This window comes from Klebsiella sp. M041 (assembly GCF_059759695.1).
In genome coordinates, this window is record NZ_JCAXWU010000003.1 from 357,505 (window position 1) to 372,624 (window position 15,120).

At 57.5% G+C, this 15,120-nt stretch carries 17 protein-coding genes; 8 read left to right on the plus strand and 9 right to left on the minus strand.

The features are described from left to right. Positions 1–3: 3 nt before the first annotated feature. The 4 genes from accA (at position 4) to tilS (ending at position 5,033) form a co-directional block, all read left to right on the plus strand. The gene (accA, locus tag AC6CWS_RS05510) at positions 4–963 is read left to right on the plus strand and encodes an acetyl-CoA carboxylase carboxyl transferase subunit alpha (protein WP_004145855.1); all 960 of its coding nucleotides are present in this window, start codon (positions 4–6) and stop codon (positions 961–963) included. 113 nt (positions 964–1,076) lie between these two features. Continuing rightward, the gene (locus AC6CWS_RS05515) at positions 1,077–3,230 is read left to right on the plus strand and encodes a lysine decarboxylase LdcC (RefSeq protein ID WP_065882788.1); all 2,154 of its coding nucleotides are present in this window, start codon (positions 1,077–1,079) and stop codon (positions 3,228–3,230) included. Positions 3,231–3,276: 46 nt separating this feature from the next. Then, on the plus strand, positions 3,277–3,666 hold the full coding sequence (locus AC6CWS_RS05520; protein ID WP_002889387.1) for a VOC family protein: 390 nt from the start codon (positions 3,277–3,279) through the stop codon (positions 3,664–3,666). Between the two features lie 53 nt (positions 3,667–3,719). Further along, positions 3,720–5,033, plus strand: a complete 1,314-nt coding sequence (gene tilS, locus AC6CWS_RS05525; protein WP_065882734.1) for a tRNA lysidine(34) synthetase TilS — start codon at positions 3,720–3,722, stop codon at positions 5,031–5,033. Positions 5,034–5,045: 12 nt separating this feature from the next. Here tilS and rof read toward each other — a convergent pair whose 3' ends face one another. Together rof and AC6CWS_RS05535 are read right to left on the minus strand one after the other, a co-directional pair. Beyond that, positions 5,046–5,306, minus strand: a complete 261-nt coding sequence (rof, locus tag AC6CWS_RS05530; RefSeq protein WP_002889424.1) for a Rho-binding antiterminator — start codon at positions 5,304–5,306, stop codon at positions 5,046–5,048. After that, positions 5,293–5,493 (minus strand): YaeP family protein, encoded by a 201-nt coding sequence (locus AC6CWS_RS05535; protein ID WP_002889429.1) that lies wholly within the window; start codon positions 5,491–5,493, stop codon positions 5,293–5,295. The genes rof and AC6CWS_RS05535 overlap by 14 nt, the downstream gene beginning before the upstream one ends. Positions 5,494–5,689: 196 nt before the next feature. Here AC6CWS_RS05535 and AC6CWS_RS05540 point away from each other — a divergent pair, with 196 nt between their 5' ends. Genes AC6CWS_RS05540 through nlpE form a run of 3 tightly spaced genes read left to right on the plus strand, consistent with a single transcriptional unit; the run spans position 5,690 to position 7,386 of the window. Beyond that, positions 5,690–6,235 (plus strand): YaeQ family protein, encoded by a 546-nt coding sequence (locus tag AC6CWS_RS05540; RefSeq protein ID WP_065882733.1) that lies wholly within the window; start codon positions 5,690–5,692, stop codon positions 6,233–6,235. Then, on the plus strand, positions 6,232–6,645 hold the full coding sequence (gene arfB / locus AC6CWS_RS05545; RefSeq protein ID WP_004204468.1) for an alternative ribosome rescue aminoacyl-tRNA hydrolase ArfB: 414 nt from the start codon (positions 6,232–6,234) through the stop codon (positions 6,643–6,645). The genes AC6CWS_RS05540 and arfB overlap by 4 nt, the downstream gene beginning before the upstream one ends. Before the next feature lie 42 nt (positions 6,646–6,687). Continuing rightward, positions 6,688–7,386, plus strand: coding sequence for an envelope stress response activation lipoprotein NlpE (gene nlpE / locus AC6CWS_RS05550; protein ID WP_101995001.1), 699 nt, complete (start codon positions 6,688–6,690; stop codon positions 7,384–7,386). A gap of 157 nt (positions 7,387–7,543) precedes the next feature. Here nlpE and AC6CWS_RS05555 read toward each other — a convergent pair whose 3' ends face one another. From AC6CWS_RS05555 to metN, 7 genes are all read right to left on the minus strand, one after another. Next, positions 7,544–8,386, minus strand: a complete 843-nt coding sequence (locus AC6CWS_RS05555; protein ID WP_065882731.1) for a YaeF family permuted papain-like enzyme — start codon at positions 8,384–8,386, stop codon at positions 7,544–7,546. A 59-nt stretch (positions 8,387–8,445) separates the two neighbouring features. Beyond that, a complete protein-coding gene (gene proS, locus AC6CWS_RS05560; protein ID WP_065882730.1) occupies positions 8,446–10,164 on the minus strand; it encodes a proline--tRNA ligase in 1,719 nt (572 codons plus the stop codon). A 112-nt stretch (positions 10,165–10,276) separates the two neighbouring features. Beyond that, positions 10,277–10,984, minus strand: a complete 708-nt coding sequence (gene tsaA / locus AC6CWS_RS05565) for a tRNA (N6-threonylcarbamoyladenosine(37)-N6)-methyltransferase TrmO (protein WP_065882729.1) — start codon at positions 10,982–10,984, stop codon at positions 10,277–10,279. Beyond that, a complete protein-coding gene (gene rcsF, locus AC6CWS_RS05570; RefSeq protein ID WP_023292059.1) occupies positions 10,981–11,388 on the minus strand; it encodes an envelope stress sensor lipoprotein RcsF in 408 nt (135 codons plus the stop codon). The genes tsaA and rcsF overlap by 4 nt, the downstream gene beginning before the upstream one ends. Before the next feature lie 107 nt (positions 11,389–11,495). Continuing rightward, positions 11,496–12,311: a methionine ABC transporter substrate-binding lipoprotein MetQ gene (gene metQ, locus AC6CWS_RS05575; protein WP_002889445.1), complete on the minus strand. Its 816-nt coding sequence runs from the start codon at positions 12,309–12,311 to the stop codon at positions 11,496–11,498. A 43-nt stretch (positions 12,312–12,354) separates the two neighbouring features. Continuing rightward, the gene (locus AC6CWS_RS05580; RefSeq protein ID WP_004204478.1) at positions 12,355–13,008 is read right to left on the minus strand and encodes a methionine ABC transporter permease MetI; all 654 of its coding nucleotides are present in this window, start codon (positions 13,006–13,008) and stop codon (positions 12,355–12,357) included. Then, positions 13,001–14,032 carry a methionine ABC transporter ATP-binding protein MetN gene (gene metN, locus AC6CWS_RS05585; protein ID WP_002889450.1) on the minus strand — a complete coding sequence of 344 codons (1,032 nt, stop codon included), beginning with the start codon at positions 14,030–14,032 and terminating at the stop codon, positions 13,001–13,003. Before metN ends, AC6CWS_RS05580 begins: the two co-directional genes overlap by 8 nt. A 188-nt stretch (positions 14,033–14,220) precedes the next feature. Here metN and gmhB point away from each other — a divergent pair, with 188 nt between their 5' ends. Continuing rightward, positions 14,221–14,787 (plus strand): D-glycero-beta-D-manno-heptose 1,7-bisphosphate 7-phosphatase, encoded by a 567-nt coding sequence (gene gmhB, locus AC6CWS_RS05590; protein WP_004204479.1) that lies wholly within the window; start codon positions 14,221–14,223, stop codon positions 14,785–14,787. Positions 14,788–15,120 lie beyond the last annotated feature (333 nt).

Here is a 15,120-nt window from a genome sequence, read left to right on the forward strand (position 1 = left end):
ACTATGAGTCTGAATTTCCTAGATTTTGAACAGCCGATTGCAGAGCTGGAAGCGAAAATCGATTCCCTGACTGCGGTAAGCCGTCAGGATGAGAAACTGGATATTAACATCGACGAAGAGGTGCATCGTCTGCGCGAGAAAAGCGTAGAGCTGACGCGCAAAATCTTCGCCGATCTCGGTGCATGGCAGGTTGCGCAACTGGCGCGCCACCCGCGCCGTCCTTACACCCTGGATTATGTCCGCCTGGCGTTCGACGAATTTGACGAACTGGCCGGTGACCGCGCCTTCGCTGACGATAAAGCGATTGTCGGCGGTATCGCGCGTCTTGACGGTCGTCCGGTGATGATCATCGGCCACCAGAAAGGTCGCGAAACCAAAGAAAAAATTCGTCGCAACTTTGGTATGCCGGCCCCGGAAGGCTACCGCAAAGCGCTGCGCCTGATGGAGATGGCTGAGCGGTTTAAAATGCCGATCATCACCTTTATCGACACCCCGGGCGCCTACCCGGGCGTCGGCGCGGAAGAGCGCGGCCAGTCGGAAGCGATTGCCCGCAACCTGCGTGAGATGTCGCGTCTGAGCGTGCCGGTTATCTGCACCGTGATCGGCGAAGGCGGCTCCGGCGGCGCGCTGGCGATTGGCGTGGGCGACAAGGTCAATATGCTGCAGTACAGCACCTATTCGGTGATTTCGCCGGAAGGCTGCGCCTCCATTCTGTGGAAGAGCGCGGATAAAGCGCCGCTGGCTGCGGAAGCGATGGGCATTATCGCCCCGCGTCTGAAAGAGCTGAAGCTGATCGATTCTATCGTTCCGGAACCGCTGGGCGGCGCCCACCGCAACCCGGAAGCGATGGCGGCAAGCCTGAAAGCGCAGCTGCTGGCGGACCTGGCCGATCTCGATCTTCTCAGCGAAGAAGAGCTGCTGAACCGCCGCTATCAACGTCTGATGAGCTACGGTTACGCCTAAGTTTTCCGCTAGCGCAAAACACTAAGGGCCGGATTTTCCGGCCCTTTTTTTATGTGCGATGCGCCCAGGGGATTGCTATGATGCTGGACTTAGGTGAATACCAGGAGGAAAGCGTGAATATCATCGCCATCATGGGGCCTCACGGCGTCTACCACAAAGACGAGCCGATCAAAGAACTGGAAGCGGCGCTGCAGCGCCAGGGCTTTCAGACCATCTGGCCGCAAAATAGCGCCGACCTGCTGCAGTTTATCGAGCACAACCCGCGCATCTGCGGCGTGATCTTCGACTGGGATGAGTACAGCGTCGATCTGTGCAGCGATATTAACCAGCTCAATGAATATCTGCCTCTGTACGCCTTTATTAACGCCCACTCGACGATGGACGTCAGCAGTCAGGATCTGCGCATGACGCTGTGGTTCTTCGAATATGCGCTGGGACTCTCCGAAGAGATCGCCACCCGCATCGGGCAGTATACCCGCGAGTACCTGGACAATATCACGCCGCCATTTACCCGCGCGCTGTTTAACTATGTGCAGGAGGGGAAATATACCTTCTGTACGCCGGGTCATATGGGCGGTAGCGCCTATCAGAAAAGCCCGGTGGGCTGCCTGTTCTATGATTTCTTTGGCGGGAATACGCTGAAGGCGGATGTCTCGATTTCGGTCACCGAGCTGGGCTCCCTGCTGGATCATACCGGCCCGCATCTGGAGGCGGAGGAGTATATCGCTCGCGCCTTTGGCGCCGAGCAAAGCTATATGGTGACCAACGGTACCTCGACGTCCAATAAAATTGTCGGTATGTACTCGGCGCCCGCCGGCAGTACCCTGCTGATTGACCGTAACTGTCACAAATCGCTGGCCCACCTGCTGATGATGAGCGATGTGGTTCCCCTGTGGCTGAAGCCGACCCGCAATGCGTTAGGGATCCTCGGCGGTATCCCCCGGCGCGAGTTTACCCGCGACAGTATTCAGCAGAAAGTGCGCGACACGGGCGGGGCGCAGTGGCCCGTGCATGCGGTGATCACCAACTCCACCTACGATGGGCTGCTCTACAACACCACCTGGCTTAAAGAGACGCTCGACGTCCCGTCGATCCATTTCGATTCCGCCTGGGTGCCGTATACCCATTTCCATCCGATATATCAGGGGAAAAGCGGCATGAGCGGTGAGCGGATCCCCGGAAAAGTCATTTTCGAGACGCAGTCGACGCATAAGATGCTGGCCGCGCTGTCGCAGGCCTCGCTGATCCACATTAAGGGCAACTATGATGAAGAGACCTTTAATGAAGCCTTTATGATGCATACCTCTACGTCGCCGAGCTATCCCATCGTCGCGTCGATTGAGACCGCGGCGGCGATGCTGCGCGGTAACTCCGGTAAGCGCCTGATCCAGCGCTCCATTGAGCGGGCGCTGGATTTCCGCAAAGAGGTGCAGCGACTGCGCGAGGAGTCGGACGGCTGGTTCTTTGATATCTGGCAGCCGGAAGCGGTGGATAAAGCCGAGTGCTGGCCGGTGGCGCCGGGCGATGACTGGCACGGTTTCAAAGATGCCAATGCGGATCATATGTACCTCGATCCGGTGAAAGTCACCATTCTGACGCCGGGTATGGACGAGCAGGGGAATATGGATGAGGAGGGGATCCCGGCGGCGCTGGTGGCGAAGTTCCTCGACGAGCGGGGCGTGGTGGTGGAGAAAACGGGCCCCTACAACCTGCTGTTCCTCTTTAGCATCGGTATTGATAAAACCCGGGCGATGGGTCTGCTGCGCGGCCTGACCGAATTTAAGCGCGCCTACGATCTCAATCTGCGGGTGAAGAATATGCTGCCGGATCTGTACGCGGAAGATCCCGACTTCTACCGCAACATGCGGATCCAGGATCTGGCGCAGGGGATCCACCGCTTGATCCGCCAGCACCAGCTGCCGCAGCTGATGCTCAGCGCCTTTGACGTCCTGCCGGAAATGAAAATGACGCCGCATCATGCCTGGCAGCGCCAGATCAAGGGTGAGGTGGAAACCATTGAACTGGAGAACCTAGTGGGCCGAATTTCGGCCAACATGATCCTCCCTTATCCGCCGGGCGTACCGCTGCTGATGCCGGGAGAGATGATCACGGAGGAGAGCCGGGCGGTGCTCGACTTCCTACTGATGCTCTGCTCAATAGGACGTCATTACCCTGGGTTTGAGACCGATATTCACGGCGCGAAGCGCGATGAGGACGGCGTGTATCGGGTACGAGTCTTAAAAAATGACGAAAGGCTTGCGCGTTAACGGCGCGCACGAGTAACGTGGCTGGCTTAACAGAAGGAGTTTGACCATGCTGGGTTTGAAACGGGTTCACCATATTGCCATCATTGCGACTGACTACGCCCGCAGTAAAGCGTTCTATTGCGATATTCTGGGGTTTACGCTGCAAAGCGAGTTTTATCGCGCCGAACGTGACTCCTGGAAGGGCGATCTGGCGCTCAACGGCGAGTATGTGATTGAGCTGTTCTCGTTCCCGTTTCCGCCGGCCCGACCCAGTCGTCCGGAAGCGTGCGGGCTGCGTCATCTGGCCTTTAGCGTGGATGATATCGACGCTGCGGTGGCGCACCTGACGGCGCATGGCGTGGAGTGCGAAGCGATTCGCGTCGATCCCTTTACCGGTAAACGCTTTACCTTCTTTAGCGATCCGGACGACCTGCCGCTGGAAATATATCAGCAGTAAACCTTGCCAGCGCGACCCTGGCCCGGTAACGTGCCGGGCCATCACTTCTCGGTATGTTTGTGGTTATGACGGCTAACATTGCGCATACGCTTCATCCCCATCGCCAGCTGCTGGTGGCCTTCAGCGGCGGTCTGGACTCGACGGTTCTCCTGCATCAGCTGGTGCTGCTGCGGGAACAGGATCCCTCTCTGACGCTGCGGGCGGTGCATGTTCATCACGGCCTTAGCGCCCACGCAGACGACTGGGTGGCGCATTGTCGGCAAATTTGCCAGCAGTGGCAGGTGCCGTTGGCGGTGCATCGCGTGACGTTAGCCCGGGGCGGCCTGGGCGTCGAGGCCCATGCCCGCGCGGCGCGCTATCAGGCCTTTCAGGAGACGCTCCGCGCCGGCGAAGTGTTAGTGACCGCTCAGCACCAGGACGATCAGTGTGAAACGCTGCTGCTGGCGTTAAAACGCGGCAGCGGTCCGACCGGCCTGTCGGCGATGGCGCCATCGTCTCCCTTTGCCGGCAGTCGACTGCTGCGTCCTCTCCTCAATGAAACCCGGGAATCGCTGCGCCAGTGGGCGCTCGCCCACCAGCTGTCGTGGATTGAAGATGAGAGTAATCAGGACGATACCTATGACCGCAACTTCCTGCGCCTGCGGGTGATCCCGGTGCTGCGTGAGCGCTGGCCGCACTTTAGCGAGGCCGTCGCCCGCAGCGCCAGCCTGTGCGCCGAGCAGGAGCAGCTGCTGGACGAGATGCTGGCGGCGGAGCTGGCGTCGCTGGTGGCCGAAGACGGGTCGCTGGCTATCGCGCCGCTGACGTCGATGAGTTCTCCCCGCCGCGCGGCGTTGCTGCGTCGCTGGCTCGCCGGGCAGCAGGCGCCGATGCCGGCCCGCGAGGTGCCTGAGCGCCTCTGGCACGAGGTGGCGCTGGCGCGGGAAGATGCCAGCCCCTGCCTGCGGTTGGGGGAATTTACCGTCCGCCGTTTTCAGCAGCGCTTGTACTGGGTGAGATATGTACCCGGGCAGACGGACAGCGTCCAGCGCTGGACAGACTGGCGCCAACCGCTGCGGCTGGCGGACGGTCTTGGTGAGCTGGTGCTGCAGCCGGGCGGCAGGCTGCGCCCGCCCCCGGCGGATGAGCCAGTCACCGTCCGCTTTCGCGCCAACGGCCATCTGCATATCATCGGGCGTCATGGCGGCCGTAAGCTGAAGAAGATCTGGCAGGAGCTGGGCGTTGCTCCGTGGCGACGAGACACCACGCCGCTGCTGTTTTACGGCGAAACGCCGATTGCCGCAGCGGACGATCTGTTTGTGACCAACGAAGGTGAAGTCAAAGACGGGGAAGGGGTCAGTCTGGCGTGGAGGAAAACGGGCGGTTAAGCCCGTTTTGATTCAGGATTCGCTCACCACCACGGTGCCGATTTCCGGGTGACTGAAGCTGGCGATTTTATCCAGGCGCAGCTCGCGGACGTTGCCGGCGAGTTCGACCACAAGATACTCGATATTTTTACGCGAGATTAGATCGCTGGCCTTCGCCTGCAGCTGTTCGCCATCCTTCAGCGCCAGCGTCAGCACCAGGTGATGCTGGCAGGCCAGCTCCAGGTTGTCGTAATCATCGCAGTTAATGGGTTGATAAGTATCATTCATTGACATAATCGCTCACCAGTAAGTTTGCTGCCGCATAAGCGGCCTTTTCCCTGACTGACTCCGAAAGGGCCTCATCCGCCGCAATCTCATTCAATACTTTCAACACGCAACCCAGCGCATCCGGGATATACCCTAAGTCTCCGCTGGCTATTTCCGCATACCGCTTGCGTATTAACTCACAATAGTGGTCCACATGCCCTCCTGTCAGCGTTCTGACTCAACCGTGGGATGCAAGTTTAAGCCTACGAAGATAAACTCTGTTTAGCAAGGGAACTATATCATAGTCATTTAAGCAATTTCAGCAGGATGAAACAGGTTGCTGCGATTGCTGACAGCCTTTTGTCGCCAGTTTCGCTACAATGTACGCCATTTTTTTCAGGAGTTTGTTCATGGCGCTGAAAGCGACGATATATAAAGCCGCGGTGAATGTAGCCGATCTGGATCGCAACCAGTTTCTGGATGCTAACCTGACGCTGGCGCAGCACCCGTCGGAAACCCAGGAGCGCATGATGCTGCGCCTGCTGGCGTGGATCAAATATGCCGATGAGCGGCTGCAGTTTACGCGCGGCCTCTCGTCAGACGACGAGCCGGAGCTGTGGCTGCTTAACGATCATCTCGGGGTTGATCTGTGGATCGAGCTGGGGCTGCCGGACGAGAAACGTCTCAAGAAAGCCTGCTCGCGGGCGCAGGCGGTGGCGTTGTTTGCCTATAACAGCCGGGCGGCTGAAATCTGGTGGCAGCAGAATCAGAACAAGCTTGCGGCGTACCCGAAGCTGACCATCTGGTATCTTGATGATGCCCAGCTGGCGCAGCTTGGCGCTTTTGCCGACCGCACGATGACGCTGCAGGCCACTTTGCAGGAGGGGAGCATCTGGTTGTCCGACGCTCAGAATAATCTGGAAATTCAGCTTACCGCCTGGCAAGGGCCGGCATGATTACTATCAGCCGCAGCGTGGCCATTGCCGATAACGAGATCACGCTGGAAGGTATTCGCGCCCAGGGGGCCGGGGGCCAGCACGTGAACAAAGCGTCGACCGCGATCCATCTGCGCTTCGATATTAAAGCCTCGAGCCTGCCGGCGTTTTACAAAGAGCGCCTGCTCGCCGCCAGCCACCACTTAATTTCTGCTGACGGTGTGGTTATCATTAAGGCTCAGGAATATCGCAGTCAGGAGATGAACCGCGAAGCGGCGATCGCCCGGCTGGTGGCCCTTATCAAAGAATTGACCGCAGTGCAAAAAAGTCGCCGGGAGACGCGACCGACTCGGGCATCCAAAGAGCGACGCCTTGCTTCCAAGGCGCAAAAGTCCTCAGTCAAGGCGCTGCGTGGGAAAGTTCGCCAGTGAAGGCGTCGGCGAACGGGTGGAATGGATCATAAGGAAAGTAGAGTGAAGAAAATCATATTCTCCGTGATAGCGGCCTGTTCGCTGTTCGCGCTGTTTGGTTGTAACCATCGCGCCGAAACTGACACGGTCCAGCCGGCGGCGATGGAAGAGCTCAAGCCGATGCAGCAAAGCTGGCGCGGGGTGCTGCCTTGCGCGGATTGCGAAGGCATCGACACCTCGCTGTTCCTGGAAAAAGACGGCACCTGGGTGATGAATGAGCACTACCAGGGCGCGCGTCGTGAACCATCCTCCTTTGCCTCTTACGGCACCTGGGCGCGTACGGCGGATAAGCTGGTACTGACCAACAACAAGGGCGAAAAATCGTACTTTCGCGCGAAGGGCGACAAGCTGGAGATGCTCGACCGCAACGGGAGCCCCATTCAGTCTCCCCTCAACTATACCCTGGAGCCGGTGAAGGCCAGCCTGCCGACCACCCCGATGGCGATGCGTGGTATGTACTTCTATATGGCCGATGCGGCAACCTTTACTGATTGCGCGACCGGTAAACGCATCGCGGTGGCGAATAATGCCCAGCTTGAGCGGGATTATGCCGCTGCCCGCGGCAATGATTCACGTCCGGTGCTGCTGGTGGTGGAGGGGCACTTTACCCTCGAGGCGAACCCGGATACCGGCGAAATGATGAAAACGCTGATGACGGATCAGGCTGGCAAATTTATTCCTGGGAAGGACTGTGGACATTGATTGTCCGGCTCCTGCCCGGGAAACGGGCAGGGGATACGCCTCAGCGGTAGCCGGCCAGCGGAATTGGGTCATTGTGGTTTTACCGTCCCCCCTTTTCCACCAACCATAGCGCACAAAGCATGAGCCTCATGACGGGGGTAAAGGGCAAATCGTTCTTTTACTCCGCACCGGCCTTCGGTTTGCTCAACCCCACCAGTTTACCGGCCTGAAGATAAACTCCCAGTTTCAGATGCCCGACATACTGCAGCTGCGTCTCGGGTTTAAAGGTGGCGACATCTCCTTCCCGCATGTGCAGCAGATCGGAAGGGCTGATCCACGCCGCCTGCGCCAGGGTCAGCGGATGCCCGGCTCTGACAAAGGCCTCGCTGACAAACTCCGAGCAAAACCACGCTTTCTTGTCGGGGCTGGCCCCATCGCCCAGTTGCGCTTTGGCCAGGCCGCTTACGCACTGCTGGCGAAAGTTACGCGAGAAAGGGTTGAGCGAGCAGAGCGGTTTGGTGACCATATAAGGGATAAACTGAATAATGCCGCGATAGTTATACCCGCTGTCTTTGACCTGCCAGGCAAAACCTCTCATCGCCATCGCCTGGTCCGGCGTCAGATCGGGCACCCTGAGGGCAAAGAGTTTATCGCTGTGCGCCATCGCTTGCTGTAGCGATATCACCTGCACGCCGGCGCCGGTAGCCTCCGCAATTTGACCCTCGCCGAGATACAGCGCGACGTGGCTCACGGAAGAGGCGCTGAAGGCGCGGATCCCAAGCGAAGTGACGCCAAGGCTGGAGGAGAAGAGCAGGTCGCCGGAACGAAGGTCGCTTTCGGCGATTTCGCGCAGTCCGCTGCCGGCAATCGAGCTTTGACGCTGGAGGGTGACAGCCCATGGCGGTGAGCGGCCATCGGTAGCGGATGCGGAAGGGACGCTGCGGCCGACGTCTACAGTGCAGGCGGTAAGCAGGAGCAGGGCGGAGGTAAGCAGCCCGCTGCTGAGGAGAGGTGCAGTCATGGGTACAGTCCTTGTAAAAAAAAGGCCCTGACATCCGTTCAGGGCCCTGAGCTGTGTAATTAGCCTTTTATCGCTTTAACCAGATATTCCACAATATCCCCGGTCTTGATCAGCTGCTTCTCACCGTTGCGACGATACTTGTATTCGATATCGTCGTTGTCGAGGTTACGATCGCCCAGCACGATGGTGTGCGGGATACCGATCAGCTCCATATCGGCGAACATCACGCCCGGACGCTCTTTACGATCGTCCATCAGCACTTCAATACCCTGGGCGCTCAGCTCGGCGTACAGTTTCTCCGCCAGCTCCTGCACACGGTAAGATTTATGCATGTTCATCGGCAGGATCGCCACCTGGAACGGCGCAATCGCATCCGGCCAGACAATACCGCGATCGTCAAAGTTCTGCTCAATCGCCGCCGCCACCACGCGAGTGACCCCGATACCATAGCAACCCATGGTCAGGATCTGGTTGCGGCCATCTTCGCCCTGAACCGCGGCTTTCATCGCCTCGGAGTACTTCGTCCCCAGCTGGAAGATATGACCCACTTCGATACCGCGCTTGATAAGCAGGGTACCTTTGCCGTCCGGGCTCGGATCGCCGGCAACGACGTTACGGAGGTCAGCGACTTCCGGCGTGGCGACATCGCGGTCCCAGTTGATGCCGAAATAGTGTTTGCCGTCGATGTTGGCGCCGGCGGCGAAATCGCTCATCACCGCCACAGTACGGTCAATAATCACCGGCACCGGCAGGTTCACCGGACCCAGGGAGCCCGGACCGGCTTTCACCAGGGCGCGGATCTCTTCTTCGGTGGCGAAGGTCAGCGGGCTGGCGACCTGCGGCAGTTTTTCCGCTTTCACTTCGTTCAGCTCGTGATCGCCGCGCACCAGCAGGGCAACCAGCGGGGAAGCGCTATCTTCAACCGCTTTCACCAGCAGGGTTTTCACGGTTTTTTCGATCGGCAGGTTGAACTGCTCAACCAGCTCGGCGATGGTTTTGGCGTTCGGCGTGTCGACCAGGGTCAACTCCTGGGTGGCGTCCGCGCGCGGCGTTTTCGGCGCAACGGCTTCCGCAAACTCGATGTTTGCCGCGTAGTCGGAGCTGTCGGAGAAGATCACATCGTCTTCGCCGCTCTGCGCCAGCACCTGGAATTCATGAGAGGCGCTGCCGCCGATGGAGCCGGTATCAGCCTGTACCGCGCGGAAATCCAGCCCCATACGGCTGAAGATTTTGCTGTAAGCGGCGTACATCGCATCGTAGGTTTCCTGCAGCGATTCCTGCGAAGTATGGAAAGAGTACGCATCTTTCATCAGGAATTCGCGGGAGCGCATCACGCCGAAACGCGGGCGCACTTCGTCGCGGAATTTGGTCTGGATCTGATAGAAGTTCAGCGGCAGCTGCTTATAGGAGTTCAGCTCGTTGCGGATCAGATCGGTGATGACCTCTTCGTGGGTTGGACCGAGGACGAACGGACGATCGCCACGATCGGCAATGCGCAGCAGTTCCGGGCCGTACTGCTCCCAGCGACCGCTCTCCTGCCACAGTTCAGATGGCTGAACGACCGGCATTAACACCTCGATCGCACCGGCGTTGTTCATCTCTTCACGCACGATGTTTTCGACTTTTTTCAGGACGCGCACGCCGGTCGGCAGCCAGGTGTATAACCCGGAGGCCAGCTTGCGGATCATCCCGGCGCGCAGCATCAGCTGGTGGCTGATTACCTCGGCGTCGGCAGGTGTCTCCTTCAGAGTGGAGAGCAGATATTGGCTAGTACGCATGTTGTAACGGTTCCAGTTAAACGAGCGGAACAGGCTGGTTGCCCAGCCTGAAACAAAAAAAGTGGTTTAGTTTACCAGTGTGGCAAAGATGCCAAAAGAGAGGAAAATAAAATTAGCGCGCTTCGAGGGCAAAGACTTCAAAACCGGAGGCAGTCACCCGCCAGCGGACGTTGAAATCCAGCAGCCAGACGGCGTAATTTTTGCCTGCCTCTTCCTCCTTACGGTAGGCCGGACGCGGATCCTGCGCCAGCACCTCTCGGATAAACGCCTTCAGGTGCGGATAACGCTTCTCCAGATGCAAAAGCTGCGTTTCGACGTCGGCGGTAAAACTGACGACCTGATCCGCCTGCGGCGCCTGTTGCGCGTAGCTGGCGTGCGCGTCGGGCAGCGCTTCGGCAAACGGCAGATAGGGTTTGATGTCGACCACCGGCGTACCGTCGACGAGATCGAGGCTGCCGAGTTCCAGTATCACCTGCTCTTTCTGACAGCGAACGCCCTTCAGCTCAACCAGAGACATGCCAATGGGATTGGGGCGAAAGGTGGAGCGGGTGGCGAAGACGCCCATACGCGCGTTGCCCCCGAGACGGGGAGGGCGCACCGTCGGACGCCAGCCGCCTTCCATGGTCTGATGAAACACAAACAGGATCCACAGATGGCTGAAGCTTTCCAGACCACGCACGGCGTCGGCCTGGTTGTAGGGCGCGATCAGATGGAGTTCTCCGCCGCCGTGCTTGACCAGACCCGGCTGGCGAGGTACGGCAAACTTCTCTTTATACGGCGAGCGGATCACGCCTATCTGCGCGAACTGAAATGCACTCATTGCGCCGAGACGTTAAGCGCCGAGCCCAGACAAACCGCCTGACGGTAGCAGCCTGGGGTGCCGCTGGTCACTTCGCAGCGGTGCAGCAGGACAGCATTGGCTTTCATACGTGCGGCATTAATCTGCAGGCGCTTGCGGGCGGTAGGGATATTCGGCGGAGAATCCTGATTCGAGGCCTGGCAGGACTCGCCAGACACTTCCCCCAGATCGCGGAATGGTTTACCTACCAGCTCTGACGCATCGGTATAAATACGTACCGGCGCCGGACGGGTTGCGCGTGGTTTGCTCGGCTCCGATTTAACCGGGGGAGTTGCAGTGCTTTGAACAGGTTCAACGGGAGATCTGCTTAGCATGGAACAACCGCTTAACATGAGTGCTAACAAACAGACCGGTAAAGCACGCATAGTATTTCCTCAATGAATAAAAAACAGGGCGTTATTGAATCAGGTGCTTGCATAAATGACAAGACGGGCGTGAAGCCCGTCCTGAATGATATTACGGTGAGAAAAGATTACCAGCCTTTCACTGCGCCGCCGTTAAAGATCTTGTTTGCTGCTTCGTAAACTTCATCGCTCTGGTAAGCCTGAACGAATTTTTTCACATTCTCAGCATCTTTATTGTCTTCACGCGCCACGATCAGGTTCACGTACGGCGACTCTTTCCCTTCGACAAAGATGCCGTCTTTCGCCGGGGTCAGGCCAATCTGGCTGGCGTAAGTGGTGTTGATAACGGCCAGCGCGATCTGCGCGTCGTCAAGAGAACGCGGCAGCTGCGGCGCTTCCAGTTCAACAATCTTCAGGTTTTTCGGGTTCTCGACGATATCCAGCGAGGTCGGCAGCAGGCCTACGCCGTCCTTCAGTTTGATCAGGCCCACCTGCTGCAGCAGCAGCAGAGAACGACCGAGGTTGGTCGGATCGTTAGGGACGGCGATCTGCGAGCCCGGCTGCAGTTCGTCCAGCGATTTAATTTTCTTCGAGTAACCCGCGATCGGGTAGACGAAGGTGTTGCCGACAGCCACCAGCTTGTAGCCGCGGTCTTTAATCTGCTGGTCGAGATACGGTTTATGCTGGAAGGCGTTGACGTCGATATCGCCTTTGCTCAGCGCTTCGTTCGGCAGAACGTAATCGTTGAAGGTCACCAGCTCAACGTCAAGGCCATACTTCTCTTTTGCCACTTTCTGCGCGACTTCAGCGACCTGCTGCTCCGCCCCGACGATAACGCCGACTTTAATATGATTCGGATCTTTTTCATCCTGACCGCAACCCACCAGCGCCAGAGAACCGATTAACGCACCAACTGCCGCAAAGGTTTTGAAATTAAAGGCCATGTTATTTCCTTCCTGTAAGAATGAGTGTTGTCTGCCAATAACGTTATTTATGAGTCACAGCCCGGACGATGCGATCGCCAGAGAATTGAATTAAATAAACCAGAATAACCAGCAATACCAGTACGGTATTCATTACGGTGGCGTTGTAACCGATATAGCCATACTGATAACCAATCTGCCCCAGACCGCCGGCGCCCACCGCGCCGCCCATGGCGGAATAGCCCACCAGGGTGATCAGGGTGATGGTGGCGGCGTTGACCAGACCCGGCAGCGCTTCAGGCAGTAGAACCTTACGCACGATCTGCAGCGGCGTGGCGCCCATCGCCCGGGAGGCTTCGATAAGGCCGGTCGGGATCTCCAGCAGGGCGTTCTCCACCATGCGAGCGATAAACGGCGCGGCGCCCACCGTCAACGGCACGATCGCCGCCTGCAGGCCGATTGAGGTGCCGACGATCACGCGGGTAAATGGGATCATCCAGACCAGCAGGATAATGAACGGGATGGAGCGGAAAATGTTCACCAGCGCCGACAGCGTCCGGTACAGTTTAGCATTGGCGACGATTTGCCCCGGACGGGTCACGTACAGCAGCACGCCCACCGGCAGACCAAGGACAAAACCGAAGAAGCCGGAGACAAAGGTCATTGCCAGCGTTTCCCATACGCCGCGCAACAGCAGCCACATCATTGCCTCAGACATAACCCAATACCTCTACTTTTACATGATGTTCCTGCAGCCAGGCGATAGCCGCCTGAGTGTCTTCCTGTGTACCGTGCATTTCGGTCAGCATGATGCCGAACTTCACTCCGCCGGCATAATCCATCTGCGCGCTAATAATGTTGTTATTCACGTTGAAGCGACGCGCGGTTTCAGAAAGCAGCGGCGCATCGACGGAGTGGCCGGTAAATTCCATGCGCAGCATCGGTACGCTATCCGCTGTGGCGGTAGGTTTCAGGCGCGCCTGGTAGTCATCCGGAATATCCAGGTGCAGCGTCGACTGAATAAACTGCTGGGCCAGCGGCGTCTTCGGATGGGAGAAGACTTCGCTCACCGTGTCCTGTTCAATCAACTGGCCGTTGCTAATCACCGCCACGCAGTCGCAGATGCGTTTCACTACATCCATTTCGTGGGTGATCAGCAGGATGGTCAGCCCCAGACGACGGTTAATGTCTTTCAGCAGTTCGAGAATGGAACGGGTGGTGGCCGGATCCAGGGCGCTGGTGGCTTCATCGCACAGCAGCACCTTGGGGTTACTGGCCAGCGCGCGGGCAATGGCGACACGCTGTTTCTGGCCGCCGGAGAGATTAGCCGGATAGCTGTCGTGCTTATCGCCCAGGCCGACAAGATCCAGCAGCTCCGTCACACGGCGTTTGATTTCTGCCTGCGGCGTGTTATCCAGCTCCAAGGGTAACGCTACGTTGCCGAAAACGGTGCGGGATGCCAGCAGGTTAAAATGCTGGAAAATCATGCCAATCTGACGGCGAGCGCGGGTTAGCTCTTTTTCCGACAGCGCAGTCAGTTCCTGACCGTCAACCTGTACGCTGCCCTCGGTCGGGCGCTCCAGCAGGTTAACGCAGCGAATCAGCGTACTTTTACCGGCGCCTGAGGCACCGATGACGCCGTAAATTTGTCCGGCAGGGACATGCAGGCTGACATTGTTCAGCGCCTGAATGCTGCGATTCCCCTGCTGGAATACTTTGGTGATATTGGAAAGTTTAATCATCAGTTATTTATTATCGTTTAGCCGTTTGCCGTGGCATTTTCTTCTGCCGTATCCAGGCGATGCCTGGCAATGAAATGGATGTTAAGGCATCCAGACGTCTAAATCAATCTGACTCTTTATAATGAGCACTTTCTTGCATGCGGAAACATGCGATACTAACGGCACTAGCCTTTTTCAGGAGCAAACCGGTGGCAAAGTCAGTACCCGCAATTTTTCTCGACCGTGACGGCACCATTAATGTCGATCATGGCTACGTCCACGAAATCGACAATTTTGAATTTATCGATGGCGTCATTGACGCAATGCGCGAACTCAAAGAGATGGGCTACGCGCTGGTGCTGGTCACTAACCAGTCCGGTATTGCTCGCGGTAAATTTACCGAAGCCCAGTTTGAAACGCTGACCGAATGGATGGACTGGTCTCTGGCAGACCGTGGCGTCGATCTGGACGGTATCTATTATTGCCCGCATCACCCGCAGGGTGCGGTTGAGGAGTACCGTCAGACCTGTGATTGCCGTAAACCGCATCCGGGGATGCTGATCTCCGCCCGCGATTATCTGCATATCGATATGGCCGCTTCCTATATGGTAGGGGACAAACTGGAAGATATGCAGGCTGCAGCGGCCGCTGATGTCGGTACTAAAGTGCTGGTGCGTACCGGTAAGCCTGTTACTGAAGAAGCGGAAAAAGCCGCGGATTGGGTGCTAAATAGCCTGACCGAGCTGCCGGCGGCGATTAAAAAGCAGCAAAAATAAGCGTTGCGTATAAAAGATGAGCGGTTGAAATAAAATTGTATTTTTCCGCTTGTCATTCCCGGCGGGCTCCCTATAATGCGCCTCCATCGACACGGCAGATGTGAATCACTTCACACAAACAGCCGGTTCGGTTGAAGAGAAAAATCCTGAAAAACGGGTTGACTCTGAAAGAGGAAAGCGTAATATACGCCACCTCGCGACAGAGCGCTAAAGCGCGTCGCAACTGCTCTTTAACAATTTATCAGACAATCTGTGTGGGCACTCAAAGTGACATGGATTCTTAACGTCCTCGGACGAAAAATGAATACCAAGTCTCAAGAGTGAACACGTAAT